General features: G+C 72.5%; 14 protein-coding genes and 1 pseudogene. 2 read left to right on the plus strand and 13 right to left on the minus strand.

Going from position 1 to position 14,918, the window contains the following annotated elements; genetic code table 11:
• Positions 1 to 197 precede the first annotated feature (197 nt).
• The 3 genes from ACH495_RS20200 to ACH495_RS20210 form a co-directional block, all read right to left on the minus strand.
• The gene (locus ACH495_RS20200) at positions 198 to 2,180 is read right to left on the minus strand and encodes an ABC transporter ATP-binding protein (RefSeq protein ID WP_396859553.1); all 1,983 of its coding nucleotides are present in this window, start codon (positions 2,178 to 2,180) and stop codon (positions 198 to 200) included.
• A 117-nt stretch (positions 2,181 to 2,297) separates the two neighbouring features.
• On the minus strand, positions 2,298 to 3,065 hold the full coding sequence (locus ACH495_RS20205) for an enoyl-CoA hydratase/isomerase family protein (protein ID WP_396859271.1): 768 nt from the start codon (positions 3,063 to 3,065) through the stop codon (positions 2,298 to 2,300).
• Positions 3,066 to 3,111: 46 nt separating this feature from the next.
• Positions 3,112 to 3,339 carry a helix-turn-helix domain-containing protein gene (locus ACH495_RS20210; protein ID WP_007072022.1) on the minus strand — a complete coding sequence of 76 codons (228 nt, stop codon included), beginning with the start codon at positions 3,337 to 3,339 and terminating at the stop codon, positions 3,112 to 3,114.
• Between the two features lie 228 nt (positions 3,340 to 3,567).
• Here ACH495_RS20210 and ACH495_RS20215 point away from each other — a divergent pair, with 228 nt between their 5' ends.
• Entirely contained in the window at positions 3,568 to 4,170 is a 603-nt protein-coding gene (locus ACH495_RS20215) for a cadmium resistance transporter (protein WP_396859272.1), read from the plus strand.
• A gap of 129 nt (positions 4,171 to 4,299) precedes the next feature.
• On the opposite strand, the gene ACH495_RS20220 is transcribed toward ACH495_RS20215, so the two are convergent.
• Positions 4,300 to 5,907, minus strand: a complete 1,608-nt coding sequence (locus tag ACH495_RS20220; protein ID WP_396859273.1) for an ABC-F family ATP-binding cassette domain-containing protein — start codon at positions 5,905 to 5,907, stop codon at positions 4,300 to 4,302.
• Between the two features lie 246 nt (positions 5,908 to 6,153).
• Between ACH495_RS20220 and ACH495_RS20225 the strand changes: the two genes are divergently transcribed.
• The gene (locus ACH495_RS20225; protein ID WP_396859274.1) at positions 6,154 to 7,071 is read left to right on the plus strand and encodes a neutral zinc metallopeptidase; all 918 of its coding nucleotides are present in this window, start codon (positions 6,154 to 6,156) and stop codon (positions 7,069 to 7,071) included.
• An 88-nt stretch (positions 7,072 to 7,159) separates the two neighbouring features.
• Here the strand turns inward: ACH495_RS20225 and ACH495_RS20230 are convergent, their stop codons facing one another.
• The 9 genes and pseudogenes from ACH495_RS20230 to sufD form a co-directional block, all read right to left on the minus strand.
• Positions 7,160 to 8,365: an RCC1 domain-containing protein gene (locus ACH495_RS20230; RefSeq protein ID WP_396859275.1), complete on the minus strand. Its 1,206-nt coding sequence runs from the start codon at positions 8,363 to 8,365 to the stop codon at positions 7,160 to 7,162.
• A 163-nt stretch (positions 8,366 to 8,528) separates the two neighbouring features.
• On the minus strand, positions 8,529 to 9,167 hold the full coding sequence (locus tag ACH495_RS20235) for an acVLRF1 family peptidyl-tRNA hydrolase (protein WP_396859276.1): 639 nt from the start codon (positions 9,165 to 9,167) through the stop codon (positions 8,529 to 8,531).
• A gap of 101 nt (positions 9,168 to 9,268) precedes the next feature.
• Positions 9,269 to 9,901: a LysE family transporter gene (locus ACH495_RS20240; RefSeq protein WP_396859277.1), complete on the minus strand. Its 633-nt coding sequence runs from the start codon at positions 9,899 to 9,901 to the stop codon at positions 9,269 to 9,271.
• A gap of 530 nt (positions 9,902 to 10,431) precedes the next feature.
• Positions 10,432 to 10,833 (minus strand): metal-sulfur cluster assembly factor, encoded by a 402-nt coding sequence (locus ACH495_RS20245; RefSeq protein ID WP_396859278.1) that lies wholly within the window; start codon positions 10,831 to 10,833, stop codon positions 10,432 to 10,434.
• Between the two features lie 71 nt (positions 10,834 to 10,904).
• Positions 10,905 to 11,363, minus strand: a pseudogene (sufU, locus tag ACH495_RS20250) (Fe-S cluster assembly sulfur transfer protein SufU); the annotation flags it as partial.
• Positions 11,363 to 12,667, minus strand: coding sequence for a cysteine desulfurase (locus tag ACH495_RS20255; protein ID WP_396859279.1), 1,305 nt, complete (start codon positions 12,665 to 12,667; stop codon positions 11,363 to 11,365). The gene ACH495_RS20255 and the pseudogene sufU, both read right to left, overlap by 1 nt.
• Before the next feature lie 6 nt (positions 12,668 to 12,673).
• Entirely contained in the window at positions 12,674 to 13,447 is a 774-nt protein-coding gene (sufC, locus tag ACH495_RS20260) for a Fe-S cluster assembly ATPase SufC (RefSeq protein WP_281936327.1), read from the minus strand.
• Positions 13,447 to 13,773, minus strand: a complete 327-nt coding sequence (locus ACH495_RS20265; protein ID WP_396859280.1) for a non-heme iron oxygenase ferredoxin subunit — start codon at positions 13,771 to 13,773, stop codon at positions 13,447 to 13,449. The genes sufC and ACH495_RS20265 overlap by 1 nt, the downstream gene beginning before the upstream one ends.
• Complete coding sequence (gene sufD / locus ACH495_RS20270; RefSeq protein WP_396859281.1) at positions 13,773 to 14,918, minus strand: Fe-S cluster assembly protein SufD; 1,146 nt, start codon at positions 14,916 to 14,918, stop codon at positions 13,773 to 13,775. Before sufD ends, ACH495_RS20265 begins: the two co-directional genes overlap by 1 nt.

Consider the following 14,918-nt stretch of genomic DNA (forward strand, 5'->3'; position numbering starts at 1 on the left):
AGGACGTGATCGAGCGCGGCATCGCCAGCGGGGTCGCACCCTTCGTGGTGGCCGTGGTCGCGGCGCTCACCGGGCTGACCTCGCTGGTGTTCACGCGGTGGTTCCCCCGGGCCTCGGCGGGGCGGGGCCCGGCGGCCGGTGCCGCGCCAGCAGACCCGGTCGCCCGATCGGGTCACCGGCGCCGGGGGGCGGAACGCCTAGTTCGCCGACGACGGCGGCATGGCCTCCTGCGCGACGTACGTGCCCATCGGCACCGTGGTCACCACCGGCTCCGGCTGCTCCGGTTCGACGTACGGGGTCGGCGAGTCGCTGACCGCGAACTGGGTCCGGTAGAGCTCGGCGTAGAGGCCACCGACCGCCACCAGCTCCTCGTGCCGGCCGCGCTCGACGATGCGCCCCTCGTCGAGCACGAGGATCTGGTCGGCGTCGCGCACGGTGGAGAGCCGGTGCGCGATGACCAGCGCGGTGCGCCCGGTCAACGCCACGGACAGCGCCCGCTGCACCGCCGCCTCGCTCTCCGAGTCGAGGTGCGCGGTGGCCTCGTCGAGGATCACGATCGACGGGGCCTTGAGCAGCAGCCGGGCGATGGCGATGCGTTGCTTCTCGCCGCCGGAGAAGCGGTAGCCCCGCTCGCCTACCGTGGTGTCGAGACCGTCGGGCGTGGCCCGGACCAGGTCCGCGACCTGCGCCCCGGCCAGCGCCGCCCAGATCTCGTCGTCGGTCGCGTCCGGCTTGGCGTAACGAAGGTTCTCCCGGATCGTCTCGTGGAACAGGTGCGAATCCTGGGTGACCACGCCGATCTCGTCACGCAGCGAGGCGAGCGTCGCGTCGCGCACGTCGAGGCCGCCGACCAGCACCTGGCCGTCGCTGACGTCGTAGATCCGGGAGATCAGCATGGACAGCGTCGACTTGCCGGCGCCGGACGGGCCGACCAGCGCCACCATCTGCCCGGGCTCGACGGCGAACGAGACGCCCTTGAGCACCGGCTCGTTCACCGTCCGGTCCAGCGTGGCGACCTCCTCCAGCGACGCCAGCGACACCTCGGCGGCGCTCGGGTAGCGGAAGCGCACGTCACGGAACTCGACCCGGCCGTTGCGGGGCGGCACCGGCACCGCGTCGGGCTTCTCCGCGATGGCCGGACGCAGGTCGAGCACCTCGAAGACGCGGTCGAAGGAGACCAACGCGCTCATCACGTCGACCCGGACGTTTGACAGCGCGGTGAGCGGACCGTAGAGGCGGGTCAGCAGCAGCGCCAGCTTGACGACGGTGCCCGCGCTGACCGCGCCGGTGACCGCGAGCCAGCCGCCCATGCCGTAGGTCAACGCCTGGGCCAGCGAGGCGACCAGCAGCATCGCCACGAAGAACGTGCGGGAGTACATCGCGGACTGGATGCCGATGTCGCGTACCCGCTCGGCCCGGCGGGCGAACCGGTCGGCCTCCACCTCGGGCGCGCCGAAGAGCTTGACCAGCAGCGCGCCCGAGACGCCGAACCGCTCGGTCATGGTGGCGTTCATCTTGGCGTCGAGGTCGTAGGACTCGCGGGTGATCTCGGCCAGCCGGCGGCCGACCCGGCGGGCCGGGATGATGAAGATCGGCAGCAGCACCAGCGCCAGCACGGTGATCTGCCAGGACAGCACCAGCATCGCGCCGGCGGTGAGCACGAGCTGGATGACGTTGCTGACCACCCCGGACAGCGTCGAGGTGAACGCGCGCTGGGCGCCGAGCACGTCGTTGTTGAGCCGGCTGACCAGCGCGCCGGTCTGGGTGCGGGTGAAGAACTGCAGCGGCATCCGCTGGACGTGGTCGTAGACCCGGGTGCGCAGGTCGAGGATGATGCCCTCGCCGATGCGGGCCGAATACCACCGCTGGGCAAGCGAGAACAGCGCGTCGGCCACGGCCAGGACGGCGATGATCAGGGCCAGCCGGACCACGGTGTCGCGGGCGTCGGAACCGCCGCCGGCGATCGCGTCGATGACGTCACCGGCGAGCAGCGGGGTGGCCACGCCGATCACCGCGGCGACGATCACGGTGAGCAGGAAGACGACGATGTCGCGGCGGTAGGGCTGGGCGAACGCGACGATCCGCCGAGCGGTGCCGCGCTTGAGCTGGTGGGCGGAGACCTCGTCGCGGTTGCGCAACGACCGGAGCATGCTCCAGCCGCCCATGCCGCCGCCGGCCATGTGGTTGGACACTCGTCACCTCCGGGTCGTCGGGCAGCGTGAACCGTCGGGGTCAATTCTCCCGACGCCTGTGACAACCTCGCGAGTAACCCAGATCTTCCCGTACGGTCCTTACCGCTATTCGCCGCGCCCGGCCAGGTCCCGGATCCGGCGGGTCTGGGCCTCCCGCTCGGCCCGCTGCTGCTCGGCGTGCGACCGCCCGGCCGCGCCGGCGAGCAGCGCCTTGATCTCCACGACGGCGTCCCGGCTGTTGGCCAGCAGCCCGGCGGCCAGGTCGCGCACCGCGGCGTCCAGCTCGTCGGTGGGCACCACGAGCGTGGCGAGGCCGATCCGGTCCGCCTCGGCGGCGTCCATCCGGCGGCCGGTGGCACAGATCTCCAGGGCCCGGGAATAGCCGACCAGCTCGACCAGGCGGCGCGTGCCGGCCAGGTCGGGAACCAGCCCGAGCGTCACCTCGGCCATCGAGAGCCGGGCGTCGGCGGCGAGCACGCGCAGGTCGCAGGCGAGAGCGAGCTGGAAGCCGGCGCCGATCGCGTGGCCCTGCACGGCGGCGATCGAGATGACGTCCGGCCGGTGCAGCCAGGTGAAACCGCCCTGATAGGTGGCGATCCGGTCGGCGCACTCGGACTCGGAGAGCGTGGCCAGCTCGGCGAAGGAGCCCGGCCCGGAGGCACCGGCGACCGCCAGGTCCAGGCCCGCGGAGAAGGCCCGCCCCTCGCCGCGTACGACGACGACCCGGACGTCACCGGGCAGGTCCCGGGAGAAGTCGCTCATGGCGCGCCACATCGCCGGGGTCTGGGCGTTGAGCACGTCGGGCCGGCACAACGTCACCGTCGCGACCGGCCCGTCGCAGTCGAGTCGAACTCCGGTCGTCTCGGTGGTCACCGGACCACCCGGAGCGCGACGCTGATGGACGACGCTGGGGGGCGGGTCACGCCTTCTTGCGGCGCCGGGCGCCGCCGCGCTGCCGCAGCTGCACCCCGGACTCGGTGAGCACCCGGTGGATGAACCCGTAGGAACGGCCGGTCGAGGCCGCCAGCGCACGGATGCTCTCACCCCCGGTGTACCGCTTTACCAGGTCTTTGGCGAGCGTCTGACGCTCGGCCCCGACGATCCGGCGACCCTTCTCAGTGCTGGTGGCTGTGCCGGTGGCTGCCATGCTGATTCCTCACGTCCCAGACTGTGCGGTTCGGATACGGTCCCACCTATTAGACCGCCTCGGACGATCATGCGCCAGATATCAACTATTCGCCAACCGACACGCTACGCAATGTCAGCTTCCCGATAGGGTGATCCTCCCGGCCTTCTGATCCGTACCGCCTGGCCCTTTTCCCGTTCGGTCCGCTCCGGGAGGCGGCCCCGCCGGCGGGCCCGTACCCTGCCCCGGGTGACCGATCTGATCACCGCCGCGGTCGGCGCAGCCGGCGTGTTCACCGCCACCAACCTCGACGACGTCGTCGTTCTCACCGTGCTGTTCGTGGCGGCCCGGCGCGGCGGCCGGCCCCGCCCCTGGCACATCGTCGCCGGCCAGTACGCCGGCATCGGCGCGTTGGTAGCCGTCGCGGTGGTGGCCGCCGCCGGGCTGCTGGTGGTGCCCGACCCGTGGCCCGGGCTGCTCGGGCTGCTGCCGATCGCGCTCGGCGTCCGCGCCTTGCTGTCCCACGGTGACGACGACGAGCCGCCGGCGGTGGTCGGCAGCCTGCTGGGCGTCGCCGGGGTGACCGTGGCGAACGGCGCGGACAACATCGCCGTCTACGTACCGGTGTTCCGCTCTCTCGACCCGGCCACCGGTCTGGTCTGGCTGCTGGTGTTCGCGCTGCTGGTGGCCGTGTGGTGCGCGGTCGCCGCCGCGCTCGGCGGCCATCCCCGGGTGGTGGCTCTGGTCGGCCGCGCCGGCCACTGGCTGGTCCCGGTGATCTTCATCGTCATCGGCGCGACCATCCTGCTCACCTCCGGCGTCCTCCCCCACCTGGCCGCCCTCCTGCCCTGACCGGCACCCCACCCGCCCGCCCTACCCCGACCCAGCCCGTCGATCATGAAGTTGACGGCGATGTGGATCTCCAAAAGTGCCGTCAACTTCATGATCAACGGGGAAGGCGGGGAGGAAGGGCGAGCGGGGTCAGGCCAGCTCGACCAGTTCCAGCAGGTCGTCGGACCAGGCGTCCTCGTCGCCGTCGGGCAGCAGGATGGCGCGGTCCGGCTTGAGCGCGGTGACCGCCCCCGGATCGTGGGTGACCAGCACGATCGCGCCCGGGTAGCGGGCGATCGCGTCGAGCACCTGCTCCCGGCTGACCGGGTCGAGGTTGTTCGTCGGTTCGTCAAGCAGCAGCACGTTGGCCCCGGAACAGACCAGCGTGGCCAGCGCCAGCCGGGTCTTCTCCCCGCCGGAGAGCACGCCGGCCGGCTTGTCGACGTCCTCGCCGGAGAACAGGAACGCGCCGAGGATCTTGCGCAGGTCGGTGTCGGTCTGGTCGGACGCGGCGCTGCGCATGTGCTCCAGGATCGTCCGGTCCACGTCCAGCGTCTCGTGCTCCTGGGCGTAGTAGCCGAGCCGCAGGCCGTGCCCGGGGCGCACCTCGCCGGTGTCCGGCTCCAGCAGCCCGCCGAGCATCCGCAGCAACGTGGTCTTGCCGGCGCCGTTCAGACCGAGGATGGCCACCCGCGAGCCGCGGTCCACCGCGACGTTCACGTCGGTGAAGATCTCCAACGATCCGTACGACTTGGACAGGCCGGCGGCGGTCAGCGGCGTCTTGCCGCACGGTGCCGGGTTGGGGAAGCGCACCTTGGCCACCTTGTCCGACACCCGGACCTCGTCCAGGCCGGAGAGCAGCCGCTCGGCGCGGCGGGCCATGTTCTGCGCGGCGACCGTCTTGGTGGCCTTGGCCCGCATCTTGTCCGCCTGCGCCATCAGCGCGCCGGCCTTCTTCTCCGCGTTGGCCCGCTCCCGGCGGCGGCGCCGCTCGTCGGTCTCCCGCGCCTCCTGGTACGCCTTCCAGCCGAGGTTGTAGCTGTCGACCACGGACCGGGTGGCGTCCAGGAACCAGACCTTGTTGACCACGGCCTCCAGCAGCGACGCGTCGTGGGAGATCACGATCAGGCCGCCCTTGTGGTTGGCGAGGAAGCCGCGCAGCCAGGTGATCGAGTCCGCGTCGAGGTGGTTGGTGGGCTCGTCGAGCAGCAGGATGCCGCCGCCGTTCTCGCCGGCGTCCCGGAACAGGATCCGGGCCAGCTCGATGCGGCGGCGCTGACCGCCGGAGAGCGTGCCGATGGTCTGCGCCAGGGCGCGGTCGGGCAGGCCGAGGTTGGCGCAGATCCGGGCCGCCTCGGCCTCGGCCGCGTAGCCGCCGAGCGAGGCGAACTGGTCCTCCAGCGCGCCGTAGCGGCGGACCAGCCGCTCGTCGTCGGCACCCTCGGCGAGCTTGTCCTCCAGCTCCTTCATCTGCGCCATCAGCACGTCCAGGCCGCGGGCGGAGAGCACCCGGTCCCGGCCGGTGACCTCCAGGTCGCCGGTACGCGGGTCCTGCGGCAGGTAGCCGATGGCGCTGCGCCGGTCGATCTGCCCGGCGTACGGCTGGCCCTCCCCGGCGAGCACCTTCAGGGTGGTGGTCTTGCCGGCGCCGTTGCGCCCGACCAGGCCGATCCGGTCCCCCGGCTGCACCCGCAGGGTGGTGTCGGACAGCAGGATCCGGGAACCGGCGCGCAGTTCCAGGCCGGTGGCAGTGATCATTTCGGAGTACTCGCTCTCGGGTCCGGAAGGGCTGACTCAGGGCACGCGAAAGCGCCGGCGGGTCTCGTTCTCCCGTCGGCGCGGGGCCGTTCAGCCTTCGCAGCGCAGCACGGTTCCAGTGTACCGGGCGCGCCGCGATCGTCCCGCCGGATTACCGGACAAGATCATCGGGTACCGAATCCGCCGTCCGGACCCGGTCCGGTACCGCAACCACCACACACGGACACATCGGTGATCGGGGTCAACATGGAGCTGAATGAGAACGCGCGGGTCGACACCAGCCAGGTGGACGACCGGCGAGGGTCCGGCGGAGGAGGCGGGATGGGCATCCCGATCCCGACCGGCGGCGGTCGCGGCGGGATCGTGGGCATCATCATCGCCGTGCTGGTCGCCCTGGTGGGCGGCGGCTTCGGCCTCAACGCGGCCACCAACGGCGGCGGCGACCCGCAGCAGGGCGACAACACGTCGCTCGAGCAGAAGTGCTCGGCGGACGACGCGCTGAAGCAGCTCGACTGCCGCAACGCGCTCTACGTCAACTCGATCCAGGCATACTGGCGCACCGCCATGCCGGAGGTCTTCGGCGAGCAGTACAAGCCGTCCAAGACGGTCTTCTTCAGCCAGAACGTCAGCACCGGCTGCGGCGCCGCCGACTCCGGCGTCGGCCCGTTCTACTGCCCGGCCGACGACCTGGTCTACATCGACCTCACGTTCTACCGCCTGCTCGCCGACCAGCTCGGCGCCAAGGGCGAGTTCGCCCAGCCGTACGTGCTCGCCCACGAGTACGGCCACCACGTGCAGGACCTGCTCGGCACCGAGGCGCAGATGCGCCGCCAGCAGCAGCGCGACCCGCAGAACGCCAACGCGCTCTCGGTCAAGCTGGAGCTCCAGGCCGACTGCTACGCCGGCGCCTGGGCGAAGAACGCCACCGGCACCGCCGACGAGCAGGGGCAGAAGATCTTCAAGAGCATCACCGACCAGGACATCCAGCAGGCGATCGACACCGCCGAGAAGATCGGCGACGACGCCATCCAGCAGCGCTCCGGCCGGCCGGTGAACCCGGACGAGTTCACCCACGGCAGCTCCGAGCAGCGCAAGCAGTGGTTCACCAAGGGCTTCTCCACCGGCGACCCGAAGGCCTGCGACACCTTCGGCGCCGGGCAGTAACGACACGGCTGCCGCCCCGGGCCGTCGGCCTGCCCGCTGAGAGATCCAGCGGCGCAGGCCGACGGCCCGACGTCGTGATGCCGGCGGATCAGGCCGGCAGGATCACCTCGGCCGGGCTGGACCGCCCGACCGTGGTGCCGTCGCCCAGCTGCCCCCCGCTGTTGTCACCCCAGCACCACAGGCCGCCGTCGGTGCGGATCGCGCAGCTGTGGTCGGTGACGGCGAGACCGCCCGTCCAGGTGGTGGCGGTGCCGACCCGGGTCGGCGCAAACCGGTGGGTGGTGGTGCCGTCGCCCACCTGCCCCGTCGCGTTCTTGCCCCAGCACCACAGGCTGCCGTCGGAGCGGGACGCGCACGTCGCGTCGCCGCTGGCGGCGACCCGGCTCCAGGTGGCGACGGTGCCGACCTGGACCGGCGCGGTCTGGTAGTTGCCGCTCACGCCCAACTGCCCGTAGCCGTTCTCACCCCAGCACCACAGCGTGCCGGACCGGATCCCGCAGGTGTGCGCGTAGCCGGCCGTGACGCCGCTCCAGGTGGTGGCGGTGCCGACCTGCGCCGGCGTGGTCTGGGAGCCCAGCGTGCCCAGACCGAGCTGCCCGTCCGAACTGAGGCCCCAGCACCACAGCGTGCCGTCGGTGCGGACGCCGCAGGTGTGCGCGAAGCCGGTCGAGACGCTCGCCCAGTTGGTCGCGGTGCCGACCTGGAGCGGCGTGGTCGCGGTGTAGGGCGAGCTGCCGACGCCCAACTGCGAGGTCCGGTTGAACCCCCAGCACCAGAGCGTGCCGTCGGTCCGTACCGCGCAGGTGTGTGCCGGACCGGCGTCGACCCGGGCCCAGGTGGTGGCGGTGCCGACCTGCACCGGGGCGCTCCGGCTCGTGGTCGTGCCGTCACCGAGCTGGCCCCGGAAGTTCGAGCCCCAGCACCACAGCGTGCCGTCCGTCCGGACCGCGCAGGTGTGCCCGGAGCCGGCGTCGACACCGGCCCAGCTGGCGGTGCCGACCCGCGTCGGGGTGCTCCGGTTCGTGGTGGTCCCGTCGCCGAGCTGGCCGCCGTAGTTCGAGCCCCAGCACCACAGCCCGCCGTCGGCGCGGATCGCGCACGTGTGCGCGCCGCCCGCGGTGACGGTGGTGACCGCCGGGGCGGCCAGTGCGACCCGCTCGCCGGCGGCCGCCGGGCCCGTGGTCAGCGCGGCGGTGAGCACGACGCTTCCGGTACACATCGCCGCCGCGGCGGCGAGGAGCCTCGTCGCACGGCGCCACCGGTTCCGCAGCCGGCCGTCCTGATGTCCGTTCATGAAATGCTGTCTCCCAACGATGTCGATGCGTGAACGGCGGAGGCGAAGCTGCCCTGCGGGTCGCCCGGAGACCCACCACTTCGTGACACCGACTGTAATCATCGATTCGATTCGATGCACTAGGAGCAAGCGGGATTGACCGGCTTGATGTGATCTTTCCCGTTCAGCGGACCAGGATGTGGACCGCCCGGGCGGCGGCGACGGCCGCGACCAGGACCGCGTGTCGAGGTTCGGGCACGTCGAGGAGGCGGTCGGCGCGCAGCGCCGCGAGCGGGGCCAGCCGCCGGTCGGCCAGCACCGTGTCCACCGCGCGCCGGTCACCGCCGCAGACCAGCGCCGTGAGCGTGCCGGCGGCCGGCAACAGCAGGCGTACGGCGAGATCGGCCGCGTCGCCCAGCGCCGCCTTCGCCTGGTTGTCGCGTCGCCGGGCGAACCGCTGCTGGGACCAGCCGCCCGCGGCGGTGCGGCCCTGCACGTACCGGGTGTCCACCTTGGAGGTCAGCAGCTCGGTCCCGTCGGCCACCCCGACCGCCACCGCGCCCTTGCGCGCCAGCAGCAGGCCGAGCCGGCGGGGCGCGGCGGCGACGCCGGCGAACGCGGTCAGGTCCGGAGTGGGCCGCGCACCGGGCGGGGTGTGCAGCTCGGCGGTGGCACCGTCCGGGGCGGTGAGCAGCAGACCGTACCCCTGGACGGTGGTGGTGGGCGGGCCGTGCCGGTCGGTGAAGCCCTCGACCCAGCGGGCGACGCGGCCCGGGTCGACCTCGACCCACCGGCCACCTCCGGCTGCGGGTCGACTGCTCATGCCACGACGGTACGACACGCCGGGCCGGGCCCGCCGACCGGCGCGGTCGAACGGCGCGACGGCACGGATCATCGGCCCGCCGGACGGCTGACCGGCACGGGTCAGCCGGACCACAGGGTCGCCGCCGCCAGGGCGGCGATCAGGGCGCTGGACACCAGGCCGGTGACCAGGCGACCGCGCGGGCCGGCCAGCGCGCGACCGACCATCGACCCGCCGCCGGCCACCAGCAGTTGCCAACTCGCCGACGCCAGGAACGCACCGGCCACGAAGAACGCCGCGGCGCTCGGGTCCGGGTCGGCGGCGTCCCGGCGGCCGAGCACCAGCGCGGCGAAGTAGAGCACCGTGGCCGGGTTCAGCAGCGTCAACCCGAGCAACGCCGCGTACGCCCGGACCGGGGTGTGCAGGCCGCGTCCGGCCGGCGCCTCTGCGACCTCCCGGGCCCGCCGGCCGGACCAGGCCCGCCACAGGCCGTGGGCGGCGATGCCGAGCAGCACCAGCGCGGCCACCACCCGCAGCGGCCCGGCCACCGGGGCCAGCACCCCGGCCAGCCCGGCACCGCCCAGCGCGGCCAGCGCGGCGTAGAGCCCGTCGGCGGTGGCCACCGCGAGCGCCGCGGCAGCGCCGACGCGGAAGCCGGCACGGGCGCTCAGGCCGAGGATGAGAATGGCGATCGCGCCGACCGGCACGGCGACGCCGTAGCCGGCCAGCAGACCGGCGAGGAACGCCCCGGTCACGACGGCGGACGGTGACGTGAGGCGACCCGCGGCGCGGTGCGCTGTCGACGCGCGGCGGTCGCCACGCGGACAGGAACCTGCTTCGGGTACGCCTCGATCACCCGCTCATCCTCCGCCCCGCCCACCACCCCCACCACCCATTTCCCCACACCCCCACACCCCGCCCCGCCCCCGTCCGCCCCGCCCCGCCCGCCTCGCCCCCGCCCGCCTCGCCCCTGTCCGCCTCGCCCCTGTCCGCCTCGCCCCCGCCCGCCCCGCCCGCAGATTCACGGAAAGAGGGCGTATCCGCAGCGGGAAAGGGCCTCTTTCCGTGCATCAGCGGACGAAGTGGCGGAGGGCGCGCGGGGGCGAGGGACGAGGGCGCGTGGGGGCGAGGGCGGAGGGCGGAGGGCGGAGGGCGGAGGGCGGAGGGCGGAGGGCGGAGGGCGGAGGGCGGAGGGCGGAGGGGGTGGGGTGGAGGGGCGAGGAAAGCGAGGGCGCGGCGCCCCCGAAGGGGAGCCGCGCCCTCGTACGGTGACCCGCGGAACGGGTCAGACGTTGAAGCCGAGCGAGCGGAGCTGGTCCCGCCCCTCGTCGGTGATCTTGTCGGGGCCCCACGGCGGCAGCCACACCCAGTTGATCCGGATGTCGTTGACCAGACCGCCGCCCGGCCCGGTGGTCAGCGCCTGCCGGGCCTGGTCCTCGATCACGTCGGTCAGCGGGCACGCCGCCGAGGTCAACGTCATGTCCAGCGTGGCCACGTTCTCGTCGTCCACGTGCACGCCGTACACCAGACCCAGGTCGACCACGTTGATGCCCAGCTCGGGGTCGACGACGTCCTTCATCGCCTCCTCGACGTCGCCGACGGCGGCCTTGCCGTTGGCCGGCGTCACCGGGCTGTCAGTCGCCACCGCGCCGGTCTCCGGCGTCGTGGTGGTCTCGTCCTCGCTCATGCCGCCCCCTCGCTTCGCCCGGCACCGGCCTGGGACGCCGCCGCGCGGTATTGATGATTCGCCTTCACCTCGGGGCTCACGCCCACCCCGGCGCGTGCCGCGGCGTCCTTGAACGCCATCCACGACAGCAACGCGCACTTGACCCGGGCCGGGTAGCGCGCGACACCCGCGAACGCCACCCCGTCCCCGAGCACGTCCTCGTCCGGCGTGACCTGGCCCCGCCCGGACATCAACTCGACGAACGCCTCGTGCACCACCGCGGCGTCGCCGGCGGCCCGGCCGCGCAGCAGCTCGTGCAGGATGCTCGCCGACGCCTGGCTGATCGAGCAGCCCATCCCGTCGTAGGAGATGTCGGTGAACACCGTGCCGTCGGTCGCCACCCGCACGGTGATCTCGTCACCGCAGGTCGGGTTGACGTGGTGCGCCTCGCCGACCACGGCCGCCGGGTCCGTCGCCTCCCGCAGGCCGCGGCCGTGCGGGTGCTTGTAGTGGTCCAGGATGATCTCCTGGTAGAGCTGGTCGAGCTGCATCACTCGAACACCTTCCGCACCTGTTCCAGGCCCGTCACCAGGGCGTCGATCTCCGCCGTGGTGGTGTAGAGGTAGAACGACGCCCGCGTCATGGCCGGCACGCCGAAACGGGCGCAGACCGGCTTGGCGCAGTGGTGGCCCACCCGCACCTGCACGCCGAGCGAGTCGAGCACCTGCCCGACGTCGTGCGGGTGCACGTCACCGAGCGCGAACGAGATCGTCCCGCCCCGGCCGACCGGCACGGACGGGCCGAAGATCCGCAGGCCCGGCACGGTGGCGAGGGCGTCCAGCGCGTACGCCGTCAGCTCCTTCTCGTGCCACTGGATCGCCCGCATGCCGACGCCGGTGAGGTAGTCCACCGCCGCGCCGAGCGCGACCGCCTCGGCGATCGGCGGCGTGCCCGCCTCGAACCGGGCCGGCGGCGCGGCGAACGTCGACCGCGCCATCGTCACCGTCTCGATCATCGAACCGCCGCCCAGCACCGGGGGCATCGCGGCGAGCAGCTCGCCCCGGCCCCAGAGCACGCCGATGCCGGTCGGGCCGCACATCTTGTGCCCGGTGAAGACGATGAAGTCGGCGTCCAGGTCGACCACGTCGATCGGCAAATGCGGCACCGACTGGGAGCAGTCGAGCAGCAGCAGCGCGCCGACCTGCCGGACCCGCTCGGTGATCCGGGCGGTGGCGTTCACCGTGCCGAGGATGTTCGACACGTGCACCAGTGAGACGATCTTCGTCCGCTCGGTGACCAGGTCGTCCAGCCCGGACTCGTCCAGCCGGCCGCCGTCGGTGACCGGGAACCAGCGCAACGTCGCGCCGGTGCGCTCGGCGAGCAGCTGCCACGGGACGATGTTCGAGTGGTGCTCCATCTCGGAGATCACGATCTCGTCGCCGGGGCCGAGCCGGAAGCGGGGGTCACCGTCCGCGCGCAGCGAGGCGTTGGAGAACGCGTACGCCACCAGGTTGATCGCCTCGGTGGAGTTCTTGGTGAACACCACCTCGTCGACGCTGGGCGCGTTGACGAACGCGGCGATCTTCGCCCGCGCGCCCTCGTACGCCTCGGTCGCCTCGGTGCCCAGCGTGTGCACCGAACGCGACACGTTGGCGTTGTGCATCGCGTAGTGCTCGGTGAGCACGTCGAGCACCTGCCGCGGCTTGTGCGACGTGTTCGCGCTGTCCAGGTAGACCAGCGGGTGGCCGTTGACCTCCCGGTCCAGGATCGGGAAGTCGGCCCGCACCGCCGCGGTGTCGAGGCGCGGCACGTCGTCGTACTGCGGCATGCCCGCCGGGATCGCGATGGAGGTCATGGCAGGTCAGGCCCGTGCCGCGCCGGCCCCGGCGACGTACCGCTCGTAGCCCTCTTCCTCGAGCTTGTCGGCCAGCTCCCGGCCGCCCTGCTCGACGATCCGGCCGGCGACGAAGACGTGCACGAAGTCCGGCTTGATGTAGCGCAGGATCCGGGTGTAGTGGGTGATCAGCAGCATTCCGGTGTCGCCGGTGTCGCGGACCCGGTTCACGCCCTCGCTGACCACGCGCAGCGCGTCCACGTCGAGGCCGGAGTCGGTCTCGTCGAGGATCGCGATCTTCGGCTTGAGCAGCTCGAGCTGCACGATCTCGTGCCGCTTCTTCTCACCGCCGGAGAAGCCCTCGTTGACGTTGCGCTGGGCGAACGCCGGGTCCATCTGGAGCTTCTCCATGGCGCCGCGCAGCTCGCCGGCCCAGGTGCGCAGCTTCGGCGCCTCGCCGTCGATGGCAGTCTTGGCGGTACGCAGGAAGTTGGCCACCGACACGCCGGGAACCTCGACCGGGTACTGCATGGCCAGGAACAGGCCGGCACGGGCCCGCTCGTCGACGGACATGGCGAGCACGTCCTCGCCGTCGAGCGTCACCTCGCCACCGGTGATCTCGTACTTCGGGTGGCCGGCGACCGAGTAGGCCAGCGTCGACTTGCCGGAGCCGTTCGGGCCCATGATCGCGTGCGTCTCACCGGAGCGCACGGTCAGGTCGACCCCGTGCAGGATCGGCTTGAGCTCACCCTCGGGCAGCTTGACCGACACCTTCAGGTCGCGGATCTCCAGGGTGCTCATTATCGCGTCACTCCATTGCTCGGCGTCATGCTGACGTAGATCTCGCCGTCGCGGACCTCGACGGGGTAGACGGGTACGGGTTCGGTGGCGGGCAGCCCGGTGGGCTCACCGGTACGCAGGTCGAAACGGGATCCGTGCAGCCAGCATTCCAGCGTGCAGCCGGAGACCTCGCCCTCGGAGAGCGCCACGGCGGCGTGCGAGCACTCGTCGCGGACGGCGTAGAACGCGTCGTCCTCGCCGTGCACGAGCGCGATCTGCACGCCGTCCACGTCGGCGCTGATCACGGCGCCCTTCGGCACGTCCTCGGTCGAACAGATCCTGATCATCAGGCGCCGGCCTTCGTGAGGCGGGCCTCGATCGCGTCGCCGAGCCGCTCGCGGAGGTCCTCGACCGGGATCTTGTTGATCAGCTCGGCGAAGAAGCCGCGCACCACCAGGCGCCGCGCCTCGGACTCCGGGATGCCGCGGGCCATCAGGTAGAACAACTGCTCGTCGTCGAACCGGCCGGTCGCGCTGGCGTGCCCGGCGCCGGCGATCTCGCCGGTCTCGATCTCCAGGTTCGGCACCGAGTCGGCGCGGGCGCCGTCGCTGAGCAGCAGGTTCCGGTTGATCTCGTACGTGTCGGTGCCGGTCGCCTCGGCCCGGATCAGCACGTCGCCGACCCAGACGGTGTGCGCGTCGTCGCCCTGGAGCGCGCCCCGGTAGCCGACGTTGCTGCGGCAGTCCGGCACGGTGTGGTCGACCAGCTGCCGGTGCTCCAGGTGCTGACCGGAGTCGGCGAAGTAGAGGCCGTACAGCTCGGCCTCGCCGCCGCGCTGGGTGTATTCCACTGTGGTGTGCTGCCGGACCAGGTCACCGCCGAGGCTCACCTGCACGTGCACGACCTTGGCGTCCCGGCCCAGCCGCACCTTCAGGTGCTGCGCCTGGACCGCGTCGTCGGCCCAGTCGGCGAGCGTGACCAGCGTCAGCTTCGCCCCGTCCGCCACCGTCACCTCGACGTTGTCGGCGAGCGTGGCGGAGCCGACGTGCTCCAGCACCACAGTCACCTCGGCGAAGCGGCCCACCTCGACGAACGTGTGGCCGAACGCGAGCGAGCCGGCGTCCTCGCCGACCACCCGCAGGCGCACCGGGGCGTCCACCACGGCGTCCCGGGCGACGGCCACCAGCAGGGCGTCCTCGGCCGCGCCGTAGGCCAGCGCGCTGACCCGGTCGAACGGCGTGAGCACGCTGCCCACCCGCGGGTCGTCGGAGCCGATCCGGTCGACGGTGACGCCCTCGGGCAGGTCGCCGTACTCGTGCCGGACCGTGCCGCGCGACGCCCCGGAGCCGTCACCCGCCAGGCCACGGAGGCGCTTGAGCGGGGTGAAGCGCCACTCCTCCTCCAGGCCGGTCAGGGCCGGGAAGTCGGCGACGTCGTACGAGCGGAGCGCCTGCGACTTGGTCGTGGGCGGCGCGGAAGCCTGGGTAGTCAT

Origin of the sequence: Micromonospora sp. NPDC018662 (assembly GCF_044391475.1) — a bacterium.
Classification (GTDB): domain Bacteria; phylum Actinomycetota; class Actinomycetes; order Mycobacteriales; family Micromonosporaceae; genus Micromonospora.